27 protein-coding genes are annotated in these 26423 nt (G+C 60.5%); 12 read left to right on the top strand and 15 right to left on the bottom strand.

Annotation, left to right across the window (positions count from 1 at the left end; translation table 11 throughout):
- Nucleotides 1-61: 61 nt before the first annotated feature.
- The 3 genes from NPX02_RS07490 to NPX02_RS07480 all read left to right on the top strand — a co-directional run bounded on the left by NPX02_RS07490 (nt 62) and on the right by NPX02_RS07480 (nt 2700).
- Entirely contained in the window at nt 62-1090 is a 1029-nt protein-coding gene (locus NPX02_RS07490; protein WP_260292863.1) for a COX15/CtaA family protein, read from the top strand.
- A 228-nt stretch (nt 1091-1318) separates the two neighbouring features.
- Nucleotides 1319-1978, top strand: a complete 660-nt coding sequence (locus NPX02_RS07485; RefSeq protein WP_260292861.1) for an SCO family protein — start codon at nt 1319-1321, stop codon at nt 1976-1978.
- A 29-nt stretch (nt 1979-2007) separates the two neighbouring features.
- Nucleotides 2008-2700, top strand: coding sequence for a sulfite exporter TauE/SafE family protein (locus NPX02_RS07480; protein ID WP_260292860.1), 693 nt, complete (start codon nt 2008-2010; stop codon nt 2698-2700).
- A 127-nt stretch (nt 2701-2827) separates the two neighbouring features.
- Here the strand turns inward: NPX02_RS07480 and NPX02_RS07475 are convergent, their stop codons facing one another.
- Entirely contained in the window at nt 2828-3340 is a 513-nt protein-coding gene (locus tag NPX02_RS07475) for a hypothetical protein (protein WP_260292859.1), read from the bottom strand.
- Between the two features lie 303 nt (nt 3341-3643).
- Here NPX02_RS07475 and NPX02_RS07470 point away from each other — a divergent pair, with 303 nt between their 5' ends.
- The 5 genes from NPX02_RS07470 to NPX02_RS07450 all read left to right on the top strand — a co-directional run bounded on the left by NPX02_RS07470 (nt 3644) and on the right by NPX02_RS07450 (nt 8435).
- The gene (locus NPX02_RS07470) at nt 3644-4885 is read left to right on the top strand and encodes an amino acid ABC transporter substrate-binding protein (protein WP_260292858.1); all 1242 of its coding nucleotides are present in this window, start codon (nt 3644-3646) and stop codon (nt 4883-4885) included.
- Between the two features lie 64 nt (nt 4886-4949).
- Entirely contained in the window at nt 4950-5849 is a 900-nt protein-coding gene (locus tag NPX02_RS07465) for a branched-chain amino acid ABC transporter permease (RefSeq protein WP_260292857.1), read from the top strand.
- Nucleotides 5846-6841 carry a branched-chain amino acid ABC transporter permease gene (locus NPX02_RS07460; RefSeq protein WP_260292856.1) on the top strand — a complete coding sequence of 332 codons (996 nt, stop codon included), beginning with the start codon at nt 5846-5848 and terminating at the stop codon, nt 6839-6841. The genes NPX02_RS07465 and NPX02_RS07460 overlap by 4 nt, the downstream gene beginning before the upstream one ends.
- Nucleotides 6838-7581 (top strand): ABC transporter ATP-binding protein, encoded by a 744-nt coding sequence (locus NPX02_RS07455; protein ID WP_260292855.1) that lies wholly within the window; start codon nt 6838-6840, stop codon nt 7579-7581. The genes NPX02_RS07460 and NPX02_RS07455 overlap by 4 nt, the downstream gene beginning before the upstream one ends.
- Complete coding sequence (locus NPX02_RS07450; RefSeq protein WP_335342530.1) at nt 7578-8435, top strand: ABC transporter ATP-binding protein; 858 nt, start codon at nt 7578-7580, stop codon at nt 8433-8435. Before NPX02_RS07455 ends, NPX02_RS07450 begins: the two co-directional genes overlap by 4 nt.
- A 7-nt stretch (nt 8436-8442) precedes the next feature.
- On the opposite strand, the gene NPX02_RS07445 is transcribed toward NPX02_RS07450, so the two are convergent.
- Nucleotides 8443-8601: a hypothetical protein gene (locus NPX02_RS07445; protein WP_260292854.1), complete on the bottom strand. Its 159-nt coding sequence runs from the start codon at nt 8599-8601 to the stop codon at nt 8443-8445.
- A 143-nt stretch (nt 8602-8744) separates the two neighbouring features.
- On the opposite strand from NPX02_RS07445, the gene NPX02_RS07440 reads away from it, so the two are divergent.
- Nucleotides 8745-9440, top strand: coding sequence for a hypothetical protein (locus NPX02_RS07440; protein ID WP_260292853.1), 696 nt, complete (start codon nt 8745-8747; stop codon nt 9438-9440).
- A 277-nt stretch (nt 9441-9717) separates the two neighbouring features.
- Here NPX02_RS07440 and NPX02_RS07435 read toward each other — a convergent pair whose 3' ends face one another.
- From NPX02_RS07435 to NPX02_RS07375, 13 genes are all read right to left on the bottom strand, one after another.
- On the bottom strand, nt 9718-10026 hold the full coding sequence (locus NPX02_RS07435; RefSeq protein WP_260292852.1) for a hypothetical protein: 309 nt from the start codon (nt 10024-10026) through the stop codon (nt 9718-9720).
- A gap of 36 nt (nt 10027-10062) precedes the next feature.
- Nucleotides 10063-10302, bottom strand: coding sequence for a cbb3-type cytochrome oxidase assembly protein CcoS (gene ccoS / locus NPX02_RS07430; RefSeq protein WP_260292851.1), 240 nt, complete (start codon nt 10300-10302; stop codon nt 10063-10065).
- A gap of 204 nt (nt 10303-10506) precedes the next feature.
- Nucleotides 10507-12981 (bottom strand): heavy metal translocating P-type ATPase, encoded by a 2475-nt coding sequence (locus NPX02_RS07425; protein WP_260292850.1) that lies wholly within the window; start codon nt 12979-12981, stop codon nt 10507-10509.
- Nucleotides 12978-13490: a FixH family protein gene (locus tag NPX02_RS07420; RefSeq protein WP_260292849.1), complete on the bottom strand. Its 513-nt coding sequence runs from the start codon at nt 13488-13490 to the stop codon at nt 12978-12980. Before NPX02_RS07420 ends, NPX02_RS07425 begins: the two co-directional genes overlap by 4 nt.
- Before the next feature lie 91 nt (nt 13491-13581).
- Complete coding sequence (gene ccoG / locus NPX02_RS07415; RefSeq protein WP_260292848.1) at nt 13582-15012, bottom strand: cytochrome c oxidase accessory protein CcoG; 1431 nt, start codon at nt 15010-15012, stop codon at nt 13582-13584.
- 200 nt (nt 15013-15212) lie between these two features.
- Nucleotides 15213-15338, bottom strand: a complete 126-nt coding sequence (locus NPX02_RS07410; protein ID WP_260292847.1) for a hypothetical protein — start codon at nt 15336-15338, stop codon at nt 15213-15215.
- 243 nt (nt 15339-15581) lie between these two features.
- Nucleotides 15582-16424: a cytochrome-c oxidase, cbb3-type subunit III gene (gene ccoP, locus NPX02_RS07405; protein ID WP_260292845.1), complete on the bottom strand. Its 843-nt coding sequence runs from the start codon at nt 16422-16424 to the stop codon at nt 15582-15584.
- On the bottom strand, nt 16414-16626 hold the full coding sequence (locus NPX02_RS07400; protein ID WP_260292844.1) for a cbb3-type cytochrome c oxidase subunit 3: 213 nt from the start codon (nt 16624-16626) through the stop codon (nt 16414-16416). Before NPX02_RS07400 ends, ccoP begins: the two co-directional genes overlap by 11 nt.
- Nucleotides 16619-17311 (bottom strand): cytochrome-c oxidase, cbb3-type subunit II, encoded by a 693-nt coding sequence (gene ccoO / locus NPX02_RS07395; RefSeq protein ID WP_260292843.1) that lies wholly within the window; start codon nt 17309-17311, stop codon nt 16619-16621. The genes NPX02_RS07400 and ccoO overlap by 8 nt, the downstream gene beginning before the upstream one ends.
- Before the next feature lie 14 nt (nt 17312-17325).
- A complete protein-coding gene (gene ccoN / locus NPX02_RS07390; RefSeq protein WP_260292842.1) occupies nt 17326-18765 on the bottom strand; it encodes a cytochrome-c oxidase, cbb3-type subunit I in 1440 nt (479 codons plus the stop codon).
- 227 nt (nt 18766-18992) lie between these two features.
- A complete protein-coding gene (gene sfsA, locus NPX02_RS07385; RefSeq protein ID WP_260292841.1) occupies nt 18993-19742 on the bottom strand; it encodes a DNA/RNA nuclease SfsA in 750 nt (249 codons plus the stop codon).
- Between the two features lie 421 nt (nt 19743-20163).
- A complete protein-coding gene (locus tag NPX02_RS07380; RefSeq protein WP_260292840.1) occupies nt 20164-20760 on the bottom strand; it encodes a peroxiredoxin in 597 nt (198 codons plus the stop codon).
- A gap of 83 nt (nt 20761-20843) precedes the next feature.
- A complete protein-coding gene (locus NPX02_RS07375; RefSeq protein ID WP_260292839.1) occupies nt 20844-21233 on the bottom strand; it encodes a class II SORL domain-containing protein in 390 nt (129 codons plus the stop codon).
- Nucleotides 21234-21446: 213 nt separating this feature from the next.
- On the opposite strand from NPX02_RS07375, the gene NPX02_RS07370 reads away from it, so the two are divergent.
- The 3 genes from NPX02_RS07370 to NPX02_RS07360 all read left to right on the top strand — a co-directional run bounded on the left by NPX02_RS07370 (nt 21447) and on the right by NPX02_RS07360 (nt 26364).
- Nucleotides 21447-22010 carry an XRE family transcriptional regulator gene (locus NPX02_RS07370; protein WP_260292838.1) on the top strand — a complete coding sequence of 188 codons (564 nt, stop codon included), beginning with the start codon at nt 21447-21449 and terminating at the stop codon, nt 22008-22010.
- An 83-nt stretch (nt 22011-22093) separates the two neighbouring features.
- Nucleotides 22094-23278, top strand: a complete 1185-nt coding sequence (locus tag NPX02_RS07365; protein WP_260292837.1) for an efflux RND transporter periplasmic adaptor subunit — start codon at nt 22094-22096, stop codon at nt 23276-23278.
- On the top strand, nt 23275-26364 hold the full coding sequence (locus tag NPX02_RS07360; protein WP_260292836.1) for an efflux RND transporter permease subunit: 3090 nt from the start codon (nt 23275-23277) through the stop codon (nt 26362-26364). Before NPX02_RS07365 ends, NPX02_RS07360 begins: the two co-directional genes overlap by 4 nt.
- Nucleotides 26365-26423 lie beyond the last annotated feature (59 nt).

The raw sequence follows: 26423 nt of genomic DNA, 5'->3' as shown, positions 1-26423 counted from the left end.
CTTGTCTCCCACCTCTTTGATCTATATAAATAATCTTCGGAAAAGGCGCTGATTCACCAAAATGGCCATGCACAACCCGTCACTGACACACGCCCGCTATGCCCTCGCCGTCACCCTGCTGGCGCTACTGGTGATCGTGCTGGGCGCCTATGTCCGGCTCTCCGATGCGGGGCTTGGTTGCCCCGACTGGCCGGGCTGCTATGGTAACCTGATTGCACCCACCAGCGAACCGCAGATCAGCTCCGCCAACAGCGCCTACCCCGGCCGGCCGGTCGAGGTGCACAAGGCGTGGAAGGAGATGGCCCATCGCTACCTGGCCGGCACCCTGGGACTGGCGATTCTGTTCCTGGCGCTACGCTCCCTGGGCCGTGGAAAGCCCTCCGAACACCCCCGCCTGCTGCCCTGGCTGCTGGTGCTGATCGTCGCCCTGCAGGCCGCCCTCGGCATGTGGACGGTTACTCTACTGGTTAAGCCGGCCATCGTCACCTCCCATCTTTTGGGGGGATTTATCACCGCCGCCCTGCTCTGGATCCTGACCCTGCGCCTGTACGGCCCGGGGATGAACCGCTATGTCATCCACCGCCCCGGCCGGCTGCTGCTGTTGGCCAGGATCGGCCTGGTAATACTGCTGCTGCAGATCACCCTGGGTGGCTGGACCAGCACCAACTACGCGGCCATCGGCTGCAGCGAGTTCCCCACCTGCCACTCCGGCCTCTGGTGGCCGGGCATGGATTTCGCCCAGGCCTTCACCCTGTGGCACGGCACCGGCATCAATTACGAATACGGTATCCTCAGCGCCGAGGCACGCACCGCCATTCACCTGGTCCACCGCGTGGGTGCGCTGGTGACCGCCCTCTATCTGCTGCTGCTGGCGGTGCTGCTCTACCGGACCGGGCGGGCAGCCATCACCCAGCGACTGGCCTGGGCCATCGGCCTGCTGTTGCTGCTGCAACTGGGGCTGGGAATCACCAACGTGCTGGGCCATCTGCCACTGCCGGTGGCGGTGGCCCATAATGGGGTCGCCGTCCTGCTGCTACTGACCCTGCTGACCCTGAACTGGCAGCTGAAACGCGCCTATAGGATTGAGTGATATAGGAATATAACTACTCAACCGGTCTGCAATTGATTGGCCTGACTTGTTGGCCGATCTTGATGGCGCCTCTAATCCGGCCCCGTTTTCAGATTCAAGCCTGCCCTTGTCTGAGCGAAGCGAGTTTGGGCAGGCGCTGAAAATGGGGCCGGATTCGAGGAAACAAGCCATCGTGTGAGGCCGGCAAGGCAGGCTAATCACCCCGTGAATAGTTACATAGGAACAACCATGCAACCGACCACCGGCAATAACCCGAAACGACCCTGGCTGATCCCGCTCGCCCTCATTTTGATGGTCGTCGGGCTGAGCGCCGGTCTGCTCCTCAGACAGGCGGAGCAACCAATGGACGGAACGGCAGTGCCACAGCTGACCAGCGGCACGCTGATTCCAGCCCCCCGGCCACTCGCCCCCTTCCGCCTGACCACCCATGGCGGCGGCGAGTTCTCCCAGGAGTCGATCAAAGGGGCCTGGCACCTGCTCTCGTTCGGCTACACCCGTTGTCCCGACGTCTGTCCCACCACCCTCGCCCTGCTGGCCCGGCTGGCTGACCGCCTGAGACAGGCGTCGCCCGACATGCCGATCAAAACCGCCTTTGTCACCATCGATCCGGAGCGGGATACACCACAGGTGCTGGCCGATTACGTGACCTATTTCGACCCGGCATTTCTCGGCGTCACCGGCGAGCGGCGGGAACTGGATAAACTGACCCGGCAACTGGGCGTACTGCATGCCCGCGTGGATACGGAAAACAGCGCCATGGGTTATCTCATGGACCACTCCACCGCCATCATCCTGACCAATCCCCGGGGAGAGTTCCAGGCGCTGTTCAGCGCCCCCCACGAGGTCGAGGGCATGGCGAAGGATCTGATCAGAATCACCACGCAATGAGACGTCCGGTCTGATATCCTTGCTTCCCCATGGAATCTCTGCTCCCCTACTTCAGCGCCTTTATCGTCGGCCTGCTCGGCGGTGTCCACTGCATCGGCATGTGCGGCGGCATCGTCGGCGCCCTCACCTTCGGCCTGCCTGAGACCGATCGCCGCTCTCTCGCCACACAGCTGCCGTTCCAGCTCTCCTACAACCTGGGCCGCCTGCTCAGCTATGTGACCGCCGGCGCCATCATGGGCGGACTCGGCCTGCTGCTGGCGGAGCTGATGCCGATCCAGGCGGCACAGCAGGCACTGCTGCTGCTGGCAGGCCTGTTCATGGTCCTGCTGGGGCTCTATCTGGCCGGCTGGTGGATGGTGTTGAACCGGGTGGAACGGGTGGGCGGTCTGTTGTGGCGGCGCATTGAACCGATTGGACGCAAGCTGATGCCAGTGCAATCCCCGGCCCAGGCGCTGGCCATCGGCATGCTTTGGGGCTGGTTGCCGTGCGGCCTGGTCTACACCATGCTGATCAATGCGGTGTCATCGGGTGGCGCGCTGCAGGGCGCCGCGCTGATGTTCGCCTTCGCCCTCGGCACCCTGCCCAACCTGCTGGCGATCGGGTTGATGGCCGGTGCCGCCGCACGACTTGCCCGCTCGCAAACGGCACGCAAGGTGGCTGGCGTGACGGTGATGTTGTTCGGAGTCTATACCCTGTGGAGCGCGACACGGCTGATGTCATAGGGCCGGCAGTTGGTAGGTTGGGGTGAGCTTGCGAACCCCAAGGTAATTCCGTCCAACCATGATGTCGGGGTTCGTCCCTCACACCAACCCCTGATCCGGCGAACACGATTTCACGGCCGAGCCGCTCCTACTCCTCCAGCACCTCGATATCCGGATTCGGATATTGTTCGATCATCCGTTTCGGCAGCTTGTGCAGCGCCGCCTGATGCAGGGCATCGGATTCCATCAGGATCAGTATCAGCACGGTGACCATCACCGGGAGCACCCCGACCCCGCCGATCAGCGCCATCACCGCCACCTGTTTCATCCCCAAATAGGTGAATCCCACCCAGCCGAGAAAGGCGATAAAACCGAACACGCTCAAGGTCAGGATAAAGACCCGGCTGCGTGCGGCACACAGCTGCCAGTGGCACATCACATACCAGGAGTCGACGGTTTTGGCCCGTTTCGCCCGCCACAGGGTATAGCCGAGCAGCAGAATGGAGACCAGGGGCACCAGGGCGAGCGGCTGCCAGTAGGAACGGACCAGCCCCAGCGAGGCGATAAACCAGAGAATATGGTTGCCCACCAGATTGGTGAGAAAAATCTCATGAGGCACCTTGGCCCGACTGCTCTCCTGCTCACTGATATCAAACTTCATGTCCGCTCCCCCGATAATGGCGACATAAAGTATCACTTGCGGGGACGGAATGCATCAGGGTGATCCGGGCAGGCCTGGCCGGTCCACCTCCTGCCAGTTGACGCTGTGAACGATTGGCTGGCCGCCGGCACGCGCTTGCGTTCCCAGCCGGCTGTTCTACTATGAGAATAATGACTCAATCGGCCGGATTCGGCCGATGTTTCATCTCCTGCTTCGGGACGGACGCGCCAGTGACCTTTCCAAAACGCTGTCCCACGTATACCGGCCAACCCCGGACTTCCCTACCAAAAGGAGGACGCGACGATGTTCAGGACGACTAAAATCCTGCCGACGCTATGCGCATTCACCCTGGCATGGTCTGCCCTGGCAACTACCGGCGTATATGCCGCGGAGACGATTACCCTGGGTGCCGCCGTCTCTTTTACCGGCAAATACTCCACCAACGGCATGCACACCAAGAACGGCTACGATCTGGCCGTTGCACGGATCAACGAGACCGGCGGTATCAAGGTGGGCGACAACACCTATGAATTGAAGATCATCTATTACGATGATGAGTCCACCCCGGCGCGCGGCACCCAGTTGATCGAACGGCTGGTCAACCAGGACAAGGTGAATTTCATCCTGGGGCCCTACAGCTCCGGGCTCACCAAGGCGATCGCACCGGTCACCGAGAAGTACCGGGTGCCCATGGTGGAGGGCAACGGCGCCTCGCGCGCCCTGTTCGATCAGGGCTACCGCTATCTGTTCGCGGTCCTCTCCACCTCCGAGCAATACCTTCAATCGGCAGTCGATCTGGCCGCGGAACGTGCGTCCGCCATGGGCAAGGAACCGTCCAGTGTGCGCATCGCCGGCGTGTTTGAAAACGACCCCTTCTCGCAGGATGTACGCGCAGGAGTGCTGGACGATGCCAAACGCCACGGCATGAAGATGGTGATCGACGACAAGCTCCCCCCGGAGATCAACGACATGTCGACCTCGCTGACCAAGGTGCGCGCCCTCAAACCCGACCTGCTGGTGGTCTCGGGGCATGCCAAGGGGGCGGCATTGGCCATTCGCCAAGTGTCTGAGATGAAAATTGATGTGCCGATGCTGGCCCTGACCCACTGCGACTCGGCCCAGGTGATCGACAAATTTGGCAAGACCGCCGAGTACGCGTTGTGTGCCTCCCAGTGGGACCGAACCCTAAGTTATAAAGACGAATGGTTCGGCACCGCCGAGGAGTACGCCCAGCTGTTTGAAACCACCTATAACTACGCACCGCCCTACCAGGCCGCCGAGAGCACCGCCACGGTACTGACCTTTGTGGATGCCTTTCAGCGTGCCGGCTCGATCGACAAGGAGAAGGTGCGCGACGCCCTCGCCACCACCGACCGTGAGACCTTCTACGGCCATATCGACTTTGACGATAGCGGCAAGAACATTGCCAAGCCGATGGTGTTGTATCAGGTACAGGATGGCGAATACAAGGTGGTGGCGCCCACCAAGTGGGCCTCGTCCGAGCTGCGCCACCCGACGCCGCCCTGGGCGCAGCGTCAGCCCTGAGGCGGGGACCAGTTAACAACACCGGGGCATCGGTCGATGCCCCGGTTATCATCGGGAGCCTGCCATGGACAACATCACCATTCTGGTTGACGCACCCATCCTGCTGGTGCAACTCCTGCTGGATGGCCTGCTGGCGGGTGCCATTTTTGCCCTCGCGGCCTACGGTATGGCCCTGGTCTGGGGGGTGATGAATATCATCAACGTGTCCCAGGGCGAGTACGTCATGCTGGGTGGCTTTGTCGCGGTGCTGTTGGCCGAGGCCGGGATCCATCCCATGCTGGGCGTGCCGCTGGCGGCCTTGTTGCTGTATCTGCTCGGCTGGCTGATCTATCGGCTGGTGATCTTTCGCATTGTCGACCGCGACCTGTTCATCTCGCTGCTGGCTACCTTCGGCATCAGCATCCTGCTGCAGCAACTGGCCAACCAGATGTTCGGTGCCGACGTGCGCACGGCCGAGGGCGAACTGGGGACCAGTTTCCTGTTCGACGGCATGGTCACCATCGCCAACATCAAGCTGGCCGCGGCCCTGATCGCGGTGCTGACCGGCGGTGCGTTGTGGCTGTTTCTGAAAAAGTCACGTCTGGGACAGGCCATCCGGGCGACTGCGCAGAACGCCCGCGCGGCGCGCATCATGGGCATCGACACCGACCGGGTCTATGCCACCACCTTCGCCCTGAATGCCGCCATCTGTGGAGCCGCCGGTGCCCTGGTGGCGATGACCTGGATCATTCATCCCTATTTCGGCCTGGTCTACACCATTCGCTCCTTCATGATCGTGGTGGTGGCCGGGCTGGGGAATCTGTTGGGGGTTATCGCTGCCGGCCTGGGGCTCGGCGCCGCGGAAAACTTTGCCGGGTTTGTGTTGGGGGTGGAGTACCAGGCCGCCTTCGTGTTCACACTGCTGGTCGTCATTCTGCTGGCCCGCAACCTCCTGTTGGGCCGCAAGCGGCAGTACCTGAAATGAACCGCGCGCCGGTCTACGAATACCTGTTGATAACCGGGATCGGTGTAGCAGCCCTGCTCATCCCCTGGCTGCTGCCCAATTTCATCACCCAGTTCACCTTCCTCTGGGTGATGGTGGTGTTTGCCCTAACCTGGGACCTGCTGGGCGGGCAAATGGGCTACAACTCTTTTGGCAACGTTTTGTTCTTCGGCATTGGTGCTTACGCCTGCGCCGTCGTTCAACGCGATTCCGGGCTGGACTATTTCACCGCCCTCGCTCTGGGCCTGCTGTGCGCGGCCCTGCTCAGCACCGCGGTCTCGGCGCTGCTGGGTGCGGGGGTACTGGGCATGCGCGGCCACTACTTCGCCATCTGCACCCTGGGGCTTGGGGTGGCGGCCGGCGAGATTGCCGGTGGCTGGGAGTATCTCGGGGCCGGCTCGGGCATGGTCACGCCGCAATATCCGGGCGGGATCGGCGAGCGCGACCTGTTTTACTATTTCCTGTCGCTGACCATTACCGGCACGGGCTTCTTCACCTTGCGCCGCTTGTACCAGGGCCGCTTCGGACTGGCTATCAACGCCATCCGCGACGACGAGGACAAGGCGGAGGCGATGGGGCTGCACACCACGCGCTACAAGACGGTGGCCTGGTGCGTAGCGGCCTTTTTTCTCGCCCTGACAGGCGGCGCCGTGGGCAACCTGATCGGCTTTATTGATCCGCGCGACGTGGCCTTCTCCGGCGCCACCTTCGGTGTCTGGATGATCCTCATGGCCATCCTGGGGGGCAAGGGCACCATCTGGGGCCCGGTGCTGGGCGCCGCCGTGTTTCACCTCACCCAGGAGCTGTTCTGGAATTTCCTGTTCGGCTGGCAGCGGGTGGCCCTGGGCGCCCTCATCGTGTTGATCGTGGTGTTCTTCCCCCAGGGGATCCTGGGTTGGGTGCGTGAAACCTGGCCCCAGCGGTTCGGCCAGCATGTGGATACCGACCGCCAGGGTGGCGAGGAGACCCGATGACCACCCTGCTTGAGGTACAGGGGGTCAGCAAACGCTTCGGCGGTATCGTGGCCAATGAGGCGATCAGCCTGAGCGTACCCGAAGGCGGCATCATCGGGCTGATCGGTCCCAACGGTTCGGGCAAGACCACGCTGTTCAACGCCATCGTTGGTTACTATCCCATCGATGCCGGATCGATCCGCTTTGAAGAGCGGGAGATCACCCGGCTGCGGGTGCCGCAGATCGCCCGTCTCGGGTTGTTGCGCACCTTCCAGCAGACCCGCATCTACGGCCTCATGGATTGTGTGCAGAACATGCTCATCAGCACCCCGCATAGCCATCAGGGGCTGTGGCATATGCTGGCGCACTGTCCGCGCGAAGACCGGGACAAGGCCGAGGCGCTGCTGGAGTTTGCCGGCCTCTACAGTAAGCGCCACCTGCTGGCGGGGGATCTTTCATTCGGCCAGCAGAAGCTGCTGGAGTTTGCCATGGCGTTGATGAATGAACCCAAACTGTTGCTGCTCGACGAGCCCACCGCGGGAATCAATCCCACCCTGATCAACGGCATCATCGAGCGGCTGCAGCGGGTCAACGAACGCCTCGGCATCACTCTCCTGGTGATCGAACACAATATGAGCGTGATCATGAATCTGGCCCAGGAGCTGCATTGCCTGTCCCGCGGCCGGCTGCTGGCCTCGGGAACCCCGGAGCAGATCCGTACCGACCAACGGGTCATTGACGCCTATCTGGGGGTCCAATGAGCGGGAATCGGGTAAAAACCGACGCCGCACTGGGTCGCGTGGAGAGCGCGTTGTCGGTCGATGAGGTGGCACGTGCAGCCGGGCGCATCGCCGCTCGGGGGCCGAAGCGTGAGGCGATGATGGCATTGGCCGACGGGGCACCCCGGTTGCGCATCGAGTCGCTGACGGCCGGCTATGGGCGCATGGAGATCCTGCACCGGATCGATCTCTATGTGGGCCAGGGTCAATCGCTCTGCCTGATCGGCCCCAATGGCGCGGGCAAATCCACCGTGTTGCATACAGTCTACGGCTTCACCAATATCCGTGGCGGACGCATTTACATGGGCGACACCGAGATCACCCATCTCAGCCCAAAGGATAAACTGCGCCACGCCCGCATCGCCTATATCCTGCAGGACAACTCGGTCTTCCCCGACATGACGGTGGAGGAAAATCTGAACATGGGAGGCTACCTGTTGAACGACCGCCAGGCGGTGCGTGAGGCCACCGAACGGGTACTGGATAAATATCCCCGCCTGGCGGAGCGGCGACAGCAACGGGCCGGGGTGCTGTCCGGCGGCGAGCGGCGGCTGCTGGAGATCTCGCGCGCCTTGATCATGCAGCCCGAAGCGCTGCTGGTGGACGAGCCGTCCATCGGACTCGAACCCCGCTATATCGACATGGTGTTCGGGATCCTCGACGACCTGCAGCATCAGGATGGCAAAACCATCGTATTGGTGGAGCAGAACGCCACCAAGGGTCTGGAGTTTGCCGACATCGGATACGTGCTGGTCTCCGGTCAGGTGGCGCTGGCCGGTCGCGGCGACGAGTTGTTGAAAAACCCCGAGGTGGAACGGCTGTTTCTGGGGGGGTAGGCCAGCCTCATTTCGGCTTGTTGTGCTGTTTCTCCTGGGAGCGGGAGTAGAAGTAGACGATCAGATTCTTCGACCCGAACATGACCGTGACAAAGGCAAAACCGATCAGAAAACCAGCCCAGGGATGATCCTTCAGCAGGCTGATAAACCAGAGTGTATTACCCATAACCGCAACCCCATATTATCCGCAACCATTGTCGGTTAGAATAACAGCCCGATGTGGTTGGTCGACATGACAATTCACAACGCCCCACGGATATTCAGCCTGTTGTTGAGTCAATGACAGCCGTCCATAAGCAGGTACAATAGGTGGAACGCAAAATCATTCTTAGCATATTGGCAGTGACCCTGATCGCCCTGGCCGCGGCGATCCTGCTGCCGGGCGGGCGCACCGTCGACGAGGACCCCAAACTGCCGTGGAATCTGCGGCTGGATGACCAGGGCACGCTCAGTGTATTCGGGATCGAACTGGGCAGAAGCGACCTGGCGCAGGCCCGTCAAAGCTTCCAGTCCCAGGGCAAGGCCAACCTCTTCCTGACCCCGGACAGCCGTTATATGGTCGAGGTCTATTTCCAGCGCATCTATCTCAGCGGCCTCAAGGCCGATGTCGTGCTCACCCTGGATCTCCCGGAGCGTACGGCGGCGCGGATGTTCGCTCAGGGCGAACGGATCAGCAACATGGGCAGTGGCACCAAAAAGGTGGAACTCTCCAGCAGCGACATGGAGGCACTGACCCGGGAGAAGATCGCCGTCATTACCTATATACCCGGCGCCGATCTGGATGAGGCGCTGATCAGCACTCGTTTTGGTGAACCGGAAAGCAGGATAGCGGAACCGGACGCGCCGGTAATACACTGGCTCTATCCGGCGAAGGGTCTCGACATTGCCGTCAATCCCGAAGGGAAAGAGGTGTTTCAGTATGTCAACCCGGCAGATTTCGACCGGGTGCTGAAGCCGCTACAAAATGAATCAGGCGCCACTGGGTCGGAGTCCGGCCAACTGTAACCGTGCAGTAACTACTCACGGGGTGATTGGCCTGCCTTGTTGGCCGATCTTGATGACGCCTCGAATCCGGCCCCTTTTTCAGATTCAAGCCTGCCCTTGTTTGAGCGAAGCGAGTTTTGTCCAGGGATGGACTTATGCCGCGGAGGCCATGGATGGCCGGGAGCGGCTTGGGCAGGCGCTGAAAATGGGGCCGGATTCGAGGAGACACGCCATCGTGTGAGGCCGGCAAGGCAGGCCAATCACTTACAGACCGGGTGAGTAGTTACACCGTGCAATATCATGTCGGGCCGGATAACTCCTCACGGATGAAACGCCTCACCAGGCTGTAGCCATTGATGGTCGTCGCCAGCAGCCAGAAGAGGATGACAAACGCCAGCATCAGCGCCGCCGCGCCCATCTGCGGCAGCACCAGCAGCACCGCCGCGGTTATCAGCGTTACCACCACGGCGCGCCGTATCAGGTCGCGCAGCACGGACTCGGCAGCGGCACGGGTATTCACCCCCGCCTCCAGCAGCGAGCGTCGCAGGGAGTCATAACTGCGCTGCTGCTTCTGTTGCACGCGTCCGAACGGATCATTCAGGTTCATGGGCGAGTCCGCTGTACGGCATGAAAAGTATCAACATCAGGCGCTATCCGCTGGTTTATCCGTTTTGTTCGGAGTGCCGTCCGTCGCTTCCTCATCCTCCGCCGGGGAGGTGTTGATTTCAGTCCGGGTTTCAGTCAGGTCCTCATCCATCAGGATGCGATTGGCCTCTCCTTCCAGGTCCTCGAACTGCCCACTTTTGGCGGCCCAGAAGAAAATCACCACCCCCACCAGGCCGAGGATCAGCATGCCGGGAATCAAACCGTAGATCACATCCATCCAGCTTCTCCAGTTGCGTTAGGGCTCGCGCAAGAATAATTTCGTAGTACCGAGAGCGTTACTGGGCCACGCCGGCAAGGCACGCTTTGCAGGCAATGGCCGCTCCCTTGCCAAAAAGCGTATCGCCGCCGGCGGGGTCCAGTGGCGACCGAATACCGAAACTTATTTTTGCGCGAGCCCTTATAGTCGGCCATTATTCCGGGATTATTGCCTGCCCTTGAACAGGGTGCGAATGCGCGCCGCATTCCCGATCACCAGCAGTGAGCTGATCGGCATCGAGATGGCAGCCACCAGTGGCGTCACCAATGCCGACATCGCCAGCGGCACCATAATCAGATTATACGCGATGGAGATAGCGATATTCTGGCGAATGGTGCGCAAGGTCCGCCGGGACAGTGACGAGGCCAGCCGCACCTTATCCAATTCACTGCTCATCAGCACAATATCGGCACTGGCGATGGAGACATCGGTACCCGAACCCAGCGCTATGCCCACATCGGCCCGCACCAGTGCCGGGGCGTCGTTGACCCCGTCACCCACCATCGCCACCCGGTGCTCGTTCCGTTGCAGCCGGTCAATCACCTGATCCTTCTGCTCCGGCAGCACCTCGGCAATCACCGGCATGCCGCCCAGACGGTCGGCGATCGCCTCCGCCGTTACCTGGCGGTCGCCGCTGAGCATGGTGAGCGCCATGCCCTCACGTTTTAGATCGGCCACCAGTGCCGCCGCATCCTTCCGCAGCGGGTCCTCCACGCCGATCAGGGCAACCTCCACCCCGTTCACCGCACAGTGCAGAGAACCGCTGCCGCTCCGGTCCAGACGCTCGGCCAGTTGCCGGTGGGTGGGATCGGGTGTGACACCGTGCTCGCGCAGCCAGGCGGCATTGCCGACCACAACCGCCGCACCCTCGACCAGGGCCGAGACACCATAACCGGGCCGGTTGACGAAATCCTCCACCTTAAACTGTTGCGGTTTCCAACCGATCGACTCGGCACACGCCGTCAGGGCCGCCGCCACCGGGTGTTCCGAGAACTGCTCAACCGCCAGGAGCTGCCCCAGCAGCTGGTGTATCTCCGCATTAACCGGTTCGCCCGGGTGCCATTCCGAGGTCCCGCTCCCGATCGCGGTGACCCGCATCGCCCCTTCCGTCAACGTGCCCGTTTTATCGAACACAAAATGATCGATGGATGAGAAACGCTCCAGCACGTCGCCGTTTCTGATCAGGATGCCGTGGCGTGCCCCCAGGCCGGTGGCGACCGCAATGGACATGGGCGTCGCCAGACCAAAGGCGCAGGGACAGGTAATGATCAGCACGGCCGTCGCCGCCATCAAGGCGATCTCGAAATCGGTATCCAGCCACCAGAAGAAAGTGGCCGTGGCCAGGCCGATGGTGATGGCGACAAACCAGGGCACGATCCGATCCGCCACACACTGGATCGGCGCCTTGCTCGCCTGCGCCTCCTCCACCAGGCGGATGATGCGCCCGAGGGCGCTATCCTTCAGCAGGCCGGTCACCTCGACCTGCAATGCACCGTGTCCGTTGATGGTGCCGGCCGAGACCGGCATCATGGGCGATTTCGCTACCGGGACCGACTCGCCGGTCAGCATCCCCTCATCCACCGCGCTCTGCCCCTGCAACACCACCCCATCGACCGGGATACGCTCACCGGGTCTGACCAACACCCGGTCACCCTGTTTCACCGAGCGGATAGGGACCACTTTTTCCCCCGCATCCGACAGCAGCGTGGCCACCCGCGGCTGCAGATCCAGCAGCCGCTGGGTCGAGGCCACCGCCTGACGCTTGGATATCGCCTCCAGATAGCGCCCGACCAGGATCACAAAGATAAAATTGACCACCGTGTCATAATAGACCTCGCCGGTGACCGAGCCACTCAGCATCACGTAGGTCGAGTAGAGATAGGTGATGCCGGCGCCGATGGCAATCGGCACATCCATGCCCAGATGGAGATGGCGGATGCCGGACCAGGCGCCCCTGAAGAACGGATAGCCCGAATAGACCAGGGTCGGCGTCGCCAGGGCGAAACCGACCCACTGAAACAGGCCGCGGAATTCTCCCCTGTCGGCACCGCTATACAGCGCGATGGAGATCCACAGCAGGTTCATCATGGTGAATCCGGCAAAGCCCATGCGATAGAGCAGATGTCGGTTCTCACGCCTCAGGCGATCCTCCGCGGCGTCGGGATCGTAAGGAACGGCGGCATAACCGATCTGCCCCAGGCGGCGGATGATGGACGAGAGTTTCAGGCGGCCGTTATCCCAGACCACATGCAAGCGACGCCCGGAGAGGTTGACCCGTGCCTGACTGACACCGGCGAGATTCAGCAGTGAGTGTTCGATCAACCAGACACAGGCGGCACAGTGGATGCCCTCCACCAGGAGATGGATCTCCCGGGTCTCGCCCAGGCTGTCGACAAACTCCTCCTGCACCTCATCCAGGTCGTAGAGGGCCAGCTCCCTGGGCAGATCAGGCGGCGGTGCCAGCGCCGTACCGTCATACATGCGCTGATAAAACCCTTCAAGACCGGCGGAATAAATCGCTTCACAGACCGATTTGCAGCCGATACAGCAGAAGCTGCGTTGCTCGCCCTTGATCGGCGACACCACTTCCGCATCCGCCGGGACCGGCAGGGTGCAGTGAAAACACGGTTTCAGACTCAATTGACTCCCGCGCTTACCCTGTGCGACAGATTGTATTCATCGTCCCCATGCTTTGCGCTGATAAGGATATCCCACACACCCAGGATGGGAAAGCTGATATCGGCTTCATACACACCGGAGTCGGTTACCTGCATGGGGACAGAGAAGTCCTGTTGGGCATCGGCAGGCCGGTAGGCGTAGAACGTAACCGACTCAGGCGTCACAGGGTAGCCGTCCTTGCCGGTAATCCTGACCCCATAGCGTGCCGGTATGGCCACATCCACACGCTCCGGCGCAATGACCTTCATCTGCCAGCCGGGGTTTCGCGCCTGCCGCTTGAGCATGTTATTTTCGTAGTCCTGACCACGCTCATAGTAATCATCCACCACCAGGCCCGGGGCGCTGGTCACGGCCAGATAAACCATCACCATATTGGCAGCCAGGAACACCACCAGCAAGCCGATCCAGCCCTGAACCCAGGGGTTGCGCCAGGGAGACTGTTTTTCGATCATCTCGGTCATCTCGATCATTTGAACCTCATGCGGCAGAACCCCGGGCACTCGCCCGAGTACCGCCGCAGCCGTTACGTTTTTCCCATTTCTAGCGCGCCATCACCACTAACTACCTGGGTGCGATGAATACGCTCTCCCGTTTACTCACCAGCAATTCACCACTGCTGTCAGTGGTCTCGGCAAAAAACACCATCGGTTGAGACTCCGCGGTTATTTTTTCACGTGGGATACGCACGAACACTGTCCGGGCCGTCACCATGCCCTTACGCGCCGTCACCGGTTCATCCGCACCCACCAGCACCAGCCCTTCAACATCCGGAGCGGTGATGGTCACCTGCAGATCCTCTGTCAGCTTGTTGAGTACTTTAATGGTGTACTTGTTCTGAATAGAGCCGTCACTCTGCAATACATACAGCGGCTGCCGGGAATGGATCACCTTGATCTCGATCGCATCCAGGGTCGCCATGCCGTAGCCGATACCGGTCAGCGACAGCAACAGCACCAAACTGTAGACCCAGACCCTGGGGCGTTTATACAGCGGCCGCTCCTCCTTGCCATTCAACACATCCAGCGATTCATAACGGATCAGGCCTTTGGGTCTGTCCAGTTTTTCCATCACCGCGTCGCAGGCGTCAATACAGAGGGCGCAGGTGATACACCCCTCCTGCTGACCCTGGCGGATATCCACACCTGTGGGGCAGACCGCCACACACTGATTACAGTCGACACAGTCGCCGGTCGTGCGTTGCGCCTCACCGCCCCCCTTCTTCACCCGCCCACGCGGCTCACCGCGATGGAAATCATAGGTAGGGACGGCGGTTGTGTTATCCACCATCACGCCCTGGATGCGGGCGTAGGGACAGAGCCAGAAGCAGGCCTGCTCCCGGAGGTATCCGGCCAGGACATAGGTGCCGGCGATAAATAGCAGGATGGTCACCACCGCGGTGGCACCCAGGTTGAATCTGAACAGGTCGACCCAGAGCTGGTAGGCGTCGGTGAACCAGGCCACGAAAGAGATGCCGGTCAGCGCTCCGATCACCAGCCACAGGGTGTGTTTGGTCACCTTGATCCTCACCTTGGTGAAGGTCAGTGCCCCCTGGTCCAGCTTCTTGCGTTTTTGCGGCGGACCTTCCAGCTTTTCTTCCAGCCAGGTGAACACGTCGGTCCATACCGTCTGAAAGCAGAAAAAACCACACCAAACGCGGCCCGCCAGGGCGGTCACCACCGCCAGCAGAATGGCAAAGAACAGCAGCAGCAGGGAGAGCATCCAGAAATCCTGCGGCAGGATGGTGATGCCCAGCAGATGAAACTGGCGGTTGGGGATGTCAAACAGAATCGCCTGACGGTCATCCCAGCGCAGGTAGGGTCCCAGAAAGAACGGCACCCACACCAGACTCGCCAGCCACTTCAAGATTCGCCACTTGCCGGGAACCCGTTTCGCGTGGATCGTCTCTTCCCCGGTATTGATTTCCCAGTGTACCGCCTCCGCGTACAATTCATCGACTACAGCATCATGCCTTGATTGTGGATTGTCGCTCAACGGAATCACTCCTCTAAAACCATGCGGGAACTGCCACGCATATCCCATAACCATGCGTCAATCAATCGCAACTTATCGGGTATCAGTTTACTGAAAGGGCGGGGCGAAAAAAATGCGATTTGTCAATATCAGCGGCGTATTATATCACCATTAAAAAAGGGGGTTCACCCCCCTTTTTTATATACTTATGAAATAGAGGGTTACTCCTTGTGGCTTTTCGCATCCTTGTTGATCAGTGCCTTTACCTTGAAGCCGATATACCCCACGATCACCACACAAAGTACCACGGTAACCGCGGATCCAATCACTACGGTATCCACATTCATCATATACCTCCCCAGATACAGATTAACTGTAAGGATCTGGTAAGAAATAACTACCGCATATTGCGCCGGATTTTCGTTTGCCTTCAAGGAACGGCAAGGCGCGCATAGTCATTTTATGTAAGTCTTGCCGTAACGCCGAAGGTGGACGAAAAGACCAGCAAGATGCGATAGCTATTTATGGACAGATCCTAAGTTCCCGCCGCACGGAGAGCGATCACCGCGCGGCGGGTTTGACACACTGACTTACTGACCACCGCCCAGCTTGTACACGTAGACCGCCAGTTTCTTGATCTCATTCGCCGACAGACGGTCGCCAAACTTGGGCATCACCGCCGCCCGGCTCATGGGATCGGAGGTGTCGTTGACACCGTGCCGGATGGTCTGCTTGACGCTGGCTTGCTGATCCGCTTCGTTAAAGCGCCAGACGGCGTCGGTCAGATTGGCGGAACCCAGTGCCTGCATGCCTCTACCGTCGGGTCCGTGGCAGGCGAAACACGCCTTCTCCATGTACAGCGGTTCCGCGGCCGGATTACCGGACATCACCGCCGCTGCCAGCTTGTCGACCTCGCCCTCGCTCAACAGCTTGGCGTGTGCGGGCATGACGCCCATCCGCCCGTTGGTGATGGTCTGCTCGATGGTTTCCACGGCGCCACCATACAGCCAGTCGTCATCGGCGATCACCGGGAAACCGGGACCACCCTGACCGTTGGAGCCGTGGCAGGCCGCGCAGTTGTCACCGAACAGCACCTTTGCCGAGGCGATGGTATAGCTGGAGAGCCCTTCATTGGCCAGGATCTCCTTGGCTGTCATCCCTTGCAGCTGCGCCTCGAACTCGCCGCGAACCTTCTCAACTTCGGCAACGCCTTCCTGGTACTCGCCGATCTGGGTCCAGCCCATAATCCCCTTTGTGTAACCGGTCAGACCGGGAATCATGGGATAGAGGATCCCGTAGCCCGCCACCCAGATAATGGAGGCCCAGAAGGCGATCATCCACCAGCGTGGAGGCGGGTTATCCAGCTCCCGCAGATTATCGTCCCAAATATGTCCGGTATTGTTTTCACCAGGAAATGGATTGTTATCCGCCATTTTTATCTCCGCTATTTATCTGTTCGTCATCCATCGGGATATGCTTCTGTTTTTCGAAGTGGTCCCGTTTCTTCGGACGCAAGACATAAACATAAAGACCAAGCATCAGCAGGAAGATGACCACGGTAAGGATGGTACCCACCCAGTCGTTGGTGGTCATCGCCTGAAAGTCCATAGAGAAATAGTCTTTGAGACTATTCACGGTAGACCTTGCTTTCGTCCAGCTTGACCATGGTTCCGAGCACCTGAAGGAAAGCGACTACCGCATCCTCTTCGCTCTTATCCCTCAACAGTTCCGGGGCCGCCTCGATATCCGCTTCGGTATAGGGAACACCGACTCGCTGCATGCCGCGCATATGGGACTGCACGGTTGCACCGTCCAGCACCGCGTGCTGCAGCCACGGATAGTTGGGCATCACCGACTCGGGTACCACGGAGCGGGGTGCCCGCAGGTGCTTGCGATGCCAGTCATCGGAGTATTTGCCACCCAGTCTGGCGACATCCGGACCAGTACGCTTGGAGCCCCACTGGAAGGGGTGGTCGTACATAGACTCGGACGCCAGCGAGTAGTGGCCATAACGCTCCTTCTCATCACGGAAGGGACGCACCATCTGCGAGTGACAGAGATAGCAGCCTTCGCGGATGTAGACCTTACGACCGGCCAGCTCCAGCGCGCTGTAAGGACGCATGCCATCTCCCGGCTGGTGGGTGGCCAGGGCCTGACCCGCCTGCCGTTGCCAGACGATCTCGGGGTTTTTGTTGTGCTCCATGGTGCTGTCCAGATAGAACAGCGGCACGATCTCAACAATACCACCCACACTGAGTGCCAGGGCGAGCACAATCAGCAGGCCCCAGACGTTTCTTTCCATTTTCTCTTGCATTGCCATTTTTTAAACTCCCCTTATGCAGACGCTGCAGCGGTTACGGAGCGTGCCTGCCGCACACTGCCCTGAGCGTTGGCCTGTATTACGGTCATGATGATGTTGAACACCATGAGCGCCGCACCCGCCAGGAAGACCATGCCGCCGACGGCGCGCATGGCATAGTAGGGGTGCATCGCTTCAACAGACTCTGCGAAGGTATAGGCCAGGGTGCCGTACTCGTCATAAGCGCGCCACATCAGACCCTGCATGATGCCGGATACCCACATGGCCACGATATAGATCACGGTGCCGATGGTGGCAGTCCAGAAGTGTGCATTGATCAGTTTTACCGACCACATCTGCACATGGAATACGTTGACCATCAGATGGTAGATGGCACCGATACCCACCATGGCAACCCAACCCAGGGCACCGGAATGCACATGACCAACAGTCCAGTCCGTGTAATGGGAGAGCGCGTTGACGGTCTTGATCGACATCACCGGCCCTTCAAAGGTGGACATGGCGTAGAAGGCCAGGGACATGATCAGGAACCGCAGAACATAATCGGTACGCAGTTTGTCCCAGGCACCCGAGAGGGTCATCATGCCGTTCACCGCGCCACCCCAGGAGGGGATGATCATGGCAAGCGAGATGGCCGCACCGAGCGAGCCGGTCCAGTCAGGCAGGGCGGTGTATTGCAGGTGGTGCGCACCCAGCCAGACATAACCGAACATCAGGGCCCAGAAGTGGATCACCGACAAACGGTAGGAGTAAACGGGGCGACCCGCCTGCTTGGGAACGAAGTAGTACATGATACCGAGGAAGCCGGCGGTCAGGTAGAAACCTACGGCGTTGTGCCCCCACCACCACTGGATCATCGCATCCTGCACGCCCGAGAAGATCGAGTAGGACGAGAACAGGCCGACCGGAATGGCCAGGCTGTTGACCACATGCAGGTAAGTGATCATCACCATCATGCCGAGGAAGAACCAGTTCGACACGTAGATGTGCGAACTCTTGCGGTTGGCCAGGGTCATGATGAAGTTGATGGCGTAGGAGAGCCATACCACGGCAATGGCGATATCGATCGGCCACTCCAGCTCGGCGTACTCCTTACCCTGGGTGATACCCAGCGGCAGGGTGATAACCGCCGAAACGATGATCAGGTTCCAGCCGATAAAGGTGAACCAGGCCAGCTTGTTGCTCCAGAGACGGACGCCGCAGGTGCGCTGTACCGAATAGAAGGCTGTTGCCATGAGAACGCAGCCGCCAAAGGCAAAAATCACTGCGTTGGTATGTAACGGACGCAGACGTCCGAAGGTGATATACGGTAAATCGAAATTAAGCACCGGCCAAGCCAACTCTGAGGCGATATACACCCCGACTAGAGCGCCTACCAACAAGTAGACTGCAGCCATGACGGTGAACCAGCGTACAACACCCAGGTCGTACTTCTGTTCAGCTACGGCGTCCATGAACCCCCCTTATTTTTACAAAGTTAAAAAAAATTACCAGGTACTGATATTCAAACCGGACAATCAGTCAGGTTATTCGCAAAAATTGGGGCTATAAGACACCCAGTAGTGATATTTGTCAAGCTCCAATCTGCGCTTTGTCAGCATTTTTATCTCTATAAACTATTGTTTAATAACATATTTATAGACCATGTGCGGGAAATGACCTACATCAATGAAATATCATATTAGATAAGGCCGATATTATTCCCCGGGTTATTCATATTAATACCCCCCAACCTGAAAGGCAGCGGACGCCCCACACACAGGTGGCCTGGGCTGATGTCGACACCATGGGCCAGCACCTCAACTCCGGCATCCAGTGCCTCGGCCAGGGTCTCGGCATAGGCCGGATCGATTTCCCAGGCCGGTTCAATTCTCTCGATACCGCTGTGGGCCACATTAAAGAACAACACCCCTCTTGCCCCCTGCCGCACCACGCCCATCAACTCCCGCAAATGTTTGCGACCCCGCGCCGTCACGGCATCGGGAAAGATACCCAGCCCCTCCCCCACCAGCAGGGTCACGTTTTTTACCTCGATATAGCAGTCAGGCAGACCGGGTTCCGTCAACAGCAGGTCGATCCGGCTCCCCTCATCGCCATACGGCCGTTCACTCAGCACCGTAGCGTAGCCACGCAGGGCCTCTATCCGGCGGTCGATGATCGCCTCCCGAACCAGGGCATTGGCCCGGCCGGTATTGATGCAGGCCAGATAGCGCTGCGCCACCTCCACCAGTTCCCAACGGTATCTCAGTTTGCGTTGCGGTGAGTTGACGTCAAGCAGCCAAACGCGACTTCCCGGCTCGGCACAATTTTTCATCGACCCGGTGTTGGGGCAGTGCGCGGTCACCTCGCTGCCATCGGCAAGCCGGACATCAGCCAGAAAGCGCTTGTAGCGCCTGAGCAGCCGCCCTTCGAGTAGATCGGGTAGGTTCATCGGCTTCTCTTCCGGGAGCCAGGACACGAGTGCGCGGGTTGCATCATCGGTTTCCTTGTGCGGTTTCGCGGGGTTTTTTGGCGATCACGGCGCCGGGAAAAACCGGCAGAGCCGCTCCCGTGAGGGAAGCTTGCTTGTAAGCATCCAATTTAATATTGCCGGGTAAAGCTGATTCAGTTTCGTAGGGTGGATAAGTGACAGCGCATCCATCATTGCCGCGGTGAGGAGTGGTACAGGGATGTACCGATAACGGAGCCGAGGATGCAATGTACCGTTTACGGACCTGATGATGGCATGCGCCTACCGGCTTGGCCAACCTACAAAAGTACTTTATCAAATTGAAGTGGTACTAATGATAAGGGGGGGCGGAGTGAATCCCGGGACCTCTCGCTGGAGAAGCCCCGGGGACAGGCGGCTTGGGTTACAGGGATTTGGCGTGCTCGGCCAGGTACTCAGCCACTCCCTCGGTGGAGCCCTTCATACCCGCCTGGCCCTGCTGCCAGCCGGCCGGGCAGACCTCGCCGTGCTCCTCGGTGAACTGCAATGCATCCACCATGCGCAGCATCTCGTCGATATTGCGTCCCAGCGGCAGGTTGTTGACCACCTGATGCTGTACCACGCCCTCGCGGTCGATCAGGAACGAGCCACGCAGGGCGATGCCGGGACCGGTGTTCAGATCGTAGGCGTTGGTGATCTCCTTGGAAATATCGGCCACCAGCGGGTATTGAACGTTGCCAATGCCGCCGTTGTTGATGGCGGTATTCTTCCACGCCAAATGTGAGAAGTGTGAATCCACCGAGACGCCGATCACCTCCACATTGCGCTTCTTGAACTCCTCCAGGCGGTGATCAAAGGCGATCAGCTCGGACGGACAGACAAAGGTGAAGTCCAGCGGATAGAAGAACAACACCACATACTTGCCCTTGTAGCTGGAGAGAGAAATCTCCGCGAAGGCGTTGTCCGGCATCACGGCGGTGGCGGTGAAATCGGGGGCGGGCTTGGTAACGAGTACACTCATTATAAAAATCTCCGGGTATCGGTTGGTTTTGTAGCAGTTAAGGGGCGGTGCTCACAGACACCGCCCAGGATTCCGGGAGGTGATCAGGCGACAGCCACTTCCACCGGATTGCTCTCCCACAGGCCGTGCTTGGTGCAGTAGGCCATGGCGCTCAGTTTCAGCCGGCTACCACTGGGTACGACATTAAACGTCACCTCGGCGTTCCCCTTGGCCCCCTCCCCGCCCAGGGTACCGGGCGGAAAACTGGCTTCCGCCAGCAGGGTCTGGCCGTTGTAGAGCTGCACCGAACGGATGTAGTGATCATGGTCATCCGGATGGGCATATTCATTGCCCATGCGCACGGTGACGCTGAACACCTCGCCCTTGCTGGCGCTGGCGGCACAGTGGATGAAGGGAGAATGGCGATCGATATAGTCTTTCTTGGCCTCTTTTTCTACCTGATCGATATCGATATAGCGGTTGACTACTGGCATGGCTTAATTCCTCTGTGAATCTACTGCTTGGGTATTTGTGCTTAAAAGTAACTACTCACCCGGTCTGACAAGTGATTGGTTACGCTTAAAATATCTCTTACATCATCATTTATGTTGTTATTCTGTCTAGTGACTTGCCTTCTGTCAACAAAAAAAACAAAATGGCAACATTAATGTTTTCATGTTGTCCTTTCGGGCATAGAGGTCTGTCCCATGATCACCAACCTGGTCGGTAACCGGATCCGCGAGATACGCGCCCGGCGCAAGATCACTCAGCAACAACTGGCCGACAGCGCCAACATCCCCCGTGCCACCCTGGCGACCATCGAGAAGGATGAGTCCAACCCCAGCCTGGCGGCCGTCCACAAGATCGCGGTGGCGCTCCACTGCACCATTGATGACCTGCTGGAGAAACAGCACGACCGGGTGGAGGTGATCCACCACGCGGACATGGGCCGGGTCGAATCGGGTGACGGCAACTACCGCGCCACCACCGTCTCCCCTCTGGGCAACCCCGCCTACAGCCAGCAACTGTTCACCCTGGCGGCCGGAGCCAGCTACATCGGCAAGCCCCACCCCCCGGGAAGCGAGGAGTACCTCTTCATCCTCGAGGGAGCGGTCACCCTGGAGGTGGCCGGAGAGCGAATCGCACTGAAGCGGGGTGACAGTGCCCATTTCCGCGGCAACATCCATCACAACTATCACAATCCCGGTAGCACGGCAGCGCGGGGCATGGTGACGATCGTCGAGGTACCGGCAGCGAGCGATTCTTTCTGAGGGGCTTCGGCGGTCTTCATTTTCCTATAAACTCCGCGTAGACCTCTGTGCCACCTATCAACACGCTGCCGGTGCAAGACCCCATGGGAAAAAAAAGCGGTTTTTTTATACTGATGGTATTGATCCTGTCTGCCGCGCTCGGCTGGCAGGTCTATCAGCGGCTGTTGGAATCCGGCCAAAAATTCTCCTCGCGCGACATGGCGACCCGGCCAATTCCGGTCGAGGTGGCATCGGTTCAACAGGACAGCATCCAGCAGCAGCGTACCTTCTCCGGCACCCTTCAGGCACAGACCGAGACCGTGGTGGCCCCCAAGGTCAGCGGCCGCATAGAGCAGCTGAACGTGGATCTGGCCGACCTGGTCTCCCCCGGCCAGGTGGTGGCACAGCTGGACAATGATGAATATGTGCAGTTGGTGCGCCAGGCAGAGGCGGAGCTGGCGGTGGCGCGGGCCAACCTGGCCGAGGCGCAGAGCCAGCTGAAAATAGCCGAGCGTGAACTGCAACGGATAGACAAGCTGCGTCAGCGTGGCGTCAGTTCCGAGTCCCAGAGCGATGCCGCCAAGGCCGACCAGCTGACAAAACAGGTTCACGTGGAGGTGACCCGGGCGCAGGTCACCAGGGCAGAGTCGGCGCTGGAAGGTGCCCGCATCCGGCTCGGCTATACCACGGTCACCGCCAGTTGGCGTGGCGACAGCGAACAGCGGGTGGTAGCGGAGCGCTATGTCGATGAAGGAGAAACCGTCAGCGCCAATACCCCGCTGCTGCGCATCGTGGAACTCGACCCGATCACCGTGGTGTTCTTTGTCACCGAACGGGATTACGCCTTGCTGCAACAGGGTCAGAGCGCCAACCTGACAACCGACGCTTACCCGGGCGAATCCTTTAGCGGTACCGTAGTTCGCATCTCCCCGGTGTTTCGTGAAAGCACCCGCCAGGCGCAGGTGGAACTGCGGGTTACAAACCCCCTGCTGAGACTCAAACCGGGCATGTTTGTGCGCGTCACGGTGACCCTGGAGCAGGCGGACGACGCCGTTATCATTCCGGAACAGGCGCTGATTACCCGGGATGGCAGGAGCGGTGTGTTTGTCGTCTCCACTGATGGCGAAACAGTCAACTGGCGACCGGTGACGCTTGGCATTCAGCAAGGCAGCCGGGTGCAAGTCACGGGTGAGCCACTCACGGGACAGGTGGTGGTCCTGGGCCAGCAACTGCTGGATGACGGTTCCCCTATCCGCATCGCCCGGGAAGCCACGGGTACCCGTCCATGAACCTGGCCCGGGCAAGCGTACGCCGTCCCGTCTTCACCAGCATGCTGGCGTTGATCGTGGTGGTGCTGGGTTCCGTGGCCCTGAGCCGCCTGCAGATCGACCTGTTGCCCAGCATAGAGCTACCCACCCTCACCGTCCGCACCGAATATGAAGGGGCCGATCCGATGGTCATGGAACGGCTGGTGACCCAGATCGTGGAAGAGATCATCGCCACCGTGCCGGGGGTGGAGGAGATGACCTCCAACTCTTACGAGGGCAACAGCCGGGTGAGGGTCAGCTTCGGCTGGGGCACCGATATCGACAACACGGCGGTCGAGGTACAAGCCACCCTGGAGGATGAGGTCAGCGAGTTGCCCGACGACGTTGTCGGACCCCGGGTGAGCAAATTCGACGTCGACAGCTATCCGGTGGTGATCCTGGGCATCTCCAGCAAACTGGACCCGGTGGAACTCACCCAGATCATCGAGCAGCAGATCCGCTACCGTTTCGCCCGCGTGCCGGGCGTGGCCCAGGTGGACCCGTGGGGCGGCTTCAACCGCGAGGTGCGGGTGGAACTGGACCCGGCCAAGCTCAACGCCCTGGGCCTGCCCCTGAACGACATGCTGTCGACCATCCGCGATGCCAACCTCGACCTGCCGGCCGGCAAGATAGAACAGGGACGCTATCAGGTCACGCTGCGCGCCCCGGCCGAGTTTATCGATCTGGAGCAGATTCGCGATACCGTGGTGGCCCAGCGCGAGGGGGCGGTGATCACCCTCGGCCAGATCGCGCGGGTCCGCGACACCTATGAAAAACCGACCCGCGTCATCCGCGTCAACGGCGAACAGGGGGTGCGCGTCGCCATCCGCAAGCAGTCCGGCGCAAATACCGTAGAGGTGGCGCGCCGGGTGCTGCAGGAGGTGGCGGCGGTCAACCTGGCCTTCCCGCAGATCCACATCACCCCGGTGATCAATCAGGGAAACTTCATCGAGCGTGCCATTGCCAACGTGGCCCGGTCGGTGCTGTACGGCGGCTCCCTGGCGATCCTGGTTCTGCTGTTCTTCCTGCGCAACCTGCGCAGTACTCTGGTGATCTCCCTGGCCATCCCGATCTCCATGCTCGCCACCTTCGGCCTGCTCTACTTCGGCGGCTTCACCCTCAATCTGATGACCCTGGGCGGCCTGGCACTGGGTGTGGGCATGATGGTGGACAGCTCGGTGGTGGTGCTGGAGAACATCTTCCGGCGCCAGCAGGAGACCGCCGACTCTCCCACGGCGGCGGCCATCAAGGGGACCGGAGAAGTGGCCTCGGCGGTGGTCGCCGGTACCGTCACCACCCTGGTGATCTTCCTGCCGCTGATCTTCGTGCGCGGGGTTTCCGGGGTGCTGTTCAAGGAACTCGCCTATGTGGTCATGTTCGCCCTGTTCTGCTCCCTGCTGGTCTCCCTGAGCCTGGTGCCGATGCTCGGTTCGCGGCTGCTCAAACAACATCCGGTGGCCAGCGGGACCGGCTGGCGGGCCCGCCTGGCGGCCCGTGCCGGGGCCGGTTTCGAGGCGATGGAGAACGGCTATCGCGACCTGCTGGCGCGGGTGCTGCACCTGCGCCTGGTCACCGTACTCCTGGCGCTGTTACTGTTCGTCGCCAGCCTGTTTCTGGCACCCTGGATCGGCACCGAGTTCATGCCGCCCAGCGATGAGGGCGAGGTCCGTATCAGCGGCGAGATGGAGGTGGGTACCCGTCTGGGCCTGATCGACCGACAGAGCCGATTGATGGAGGAGATCGTCTACGCCGCGGTCCCGGAAAGCGTCTCCTCGGTGGTCAGCATCGTCACCTCGGGCTCCCGGGGCAGCTCCAGGGCGATCGCCGAGATCCGCCTTTCCCTGCGGCCGGCCACCCAACGCGACCGTTCCAACCAGGAGATCGCCAATGACCTGCGCCGCCAGCTGGAGAACCGGATCCCCGGCTTGAAGATCCGGGTGCGCGCACCCCAGGGACAGTTCCTGCTGGAACGCCTGCTGGCGAGCGTGGAGGGCGTCACGGTGGAGGTGCGCGGATTCGACCTGGACACCCTCGCCCTGCTGGCACAACAGGTCTCCTCGGCCGTCGCCGACGTCAGCGGTGTGACCGATGTGGAGCTGAGTCGCGAAGCGGGCATCCCACAGCAGGAGATCCATGTCAAACGGGACAAGATCAGCGACCTGGGACTCAGCGTGCGCGACGTGACCCAGGCGATCGAAACCGCCGTGGCCGGTTCCCGGGCGGGCGAATTCCGCGTCGAGGGGAACTCCTACCGGATCCTGGTGCAACTGGAGGATGCGGAAAAGCGCTCCCTGGAAGAGATCCTCGACCTGACCCTGCGCACTCCCGGCGGTGAGCTGGTGGTGCTGCGCAATCTGGTGGAGACCGCCCCGGGCGAGGGCCCGGCCACCATCGAGCGCAAGGACCAGCAGCGGCTGATCACCGTCACCGCCAACGTGGCGGATCGGGACCTGGGTTCGGTGGCCGCCGATATTCAGACCCGGCTCAACCAGATCCCGCGCCCCATGGGCTATGACCTGCTGATCGCCGGCAACTTCGAAGAGCAGCAGAAGGCTTTTGGCGAACTGCTGGTCTCCCTGCTGCTGGCGCTGCTGCTGGTCTACATGGTGCTGGCCTCCCAGTATGAATCACTGGGCGATCCGCTGGTGGTGATGCTGTCGGTGCCGCTGGCGGCCATCGGCGTCCTGCTCACCCTGTTCCTCACCGACACCACCCTGAATCTGCAGTCGGCCATCGGCTGCATCATGCTCGGCGGAATCGTGGTCAACAATGCCATCCTGCTGGTGGACCAGGCCGGCCGGCTGCGCCGCTCGGGGTTGGCTACCGACGCGGCGCTGGCCGAGGCGGGACGGCGCCGTCTACGGCCGGTGCTGATGACCACCCTGACCACCATCCTGGCGCTGCTGCCGCTGGCGTTCGGTATCGGCGAGGGCGCCGATGCCCAGGCGCCGCTGGCGCGGGCGGTGATCGGCGGGCTCAGTGTCTCCACTCTAATCACCCTGGTGCTGATCCCGGCCGTCTACTCCCTGTTCCACCGCCACGCCAAGCCGCTTGCAGCACACCGGTGAGGGCTCGCGCAAGGTAACTACTCACGGGGTGATTGTCCTGCCTTGCCCGGGCCCTAAGT

The organism is Sedimenticola hydrogenitrophicus, from assembly GCF_025175675.1.
GTDB classification, from domain to species: domain Bacteria; phylum Pseudomonadota; class Gammaproteobacteria; order Chromatiales; family Chromatiaceae; genus Sedimenticola; species Sedimenticola hydrogenitrophicus.
Note: the sequence above shows the minus strand (reverse complement) of the source record. Positions and strands in the feature narration are given on the sequence as shown.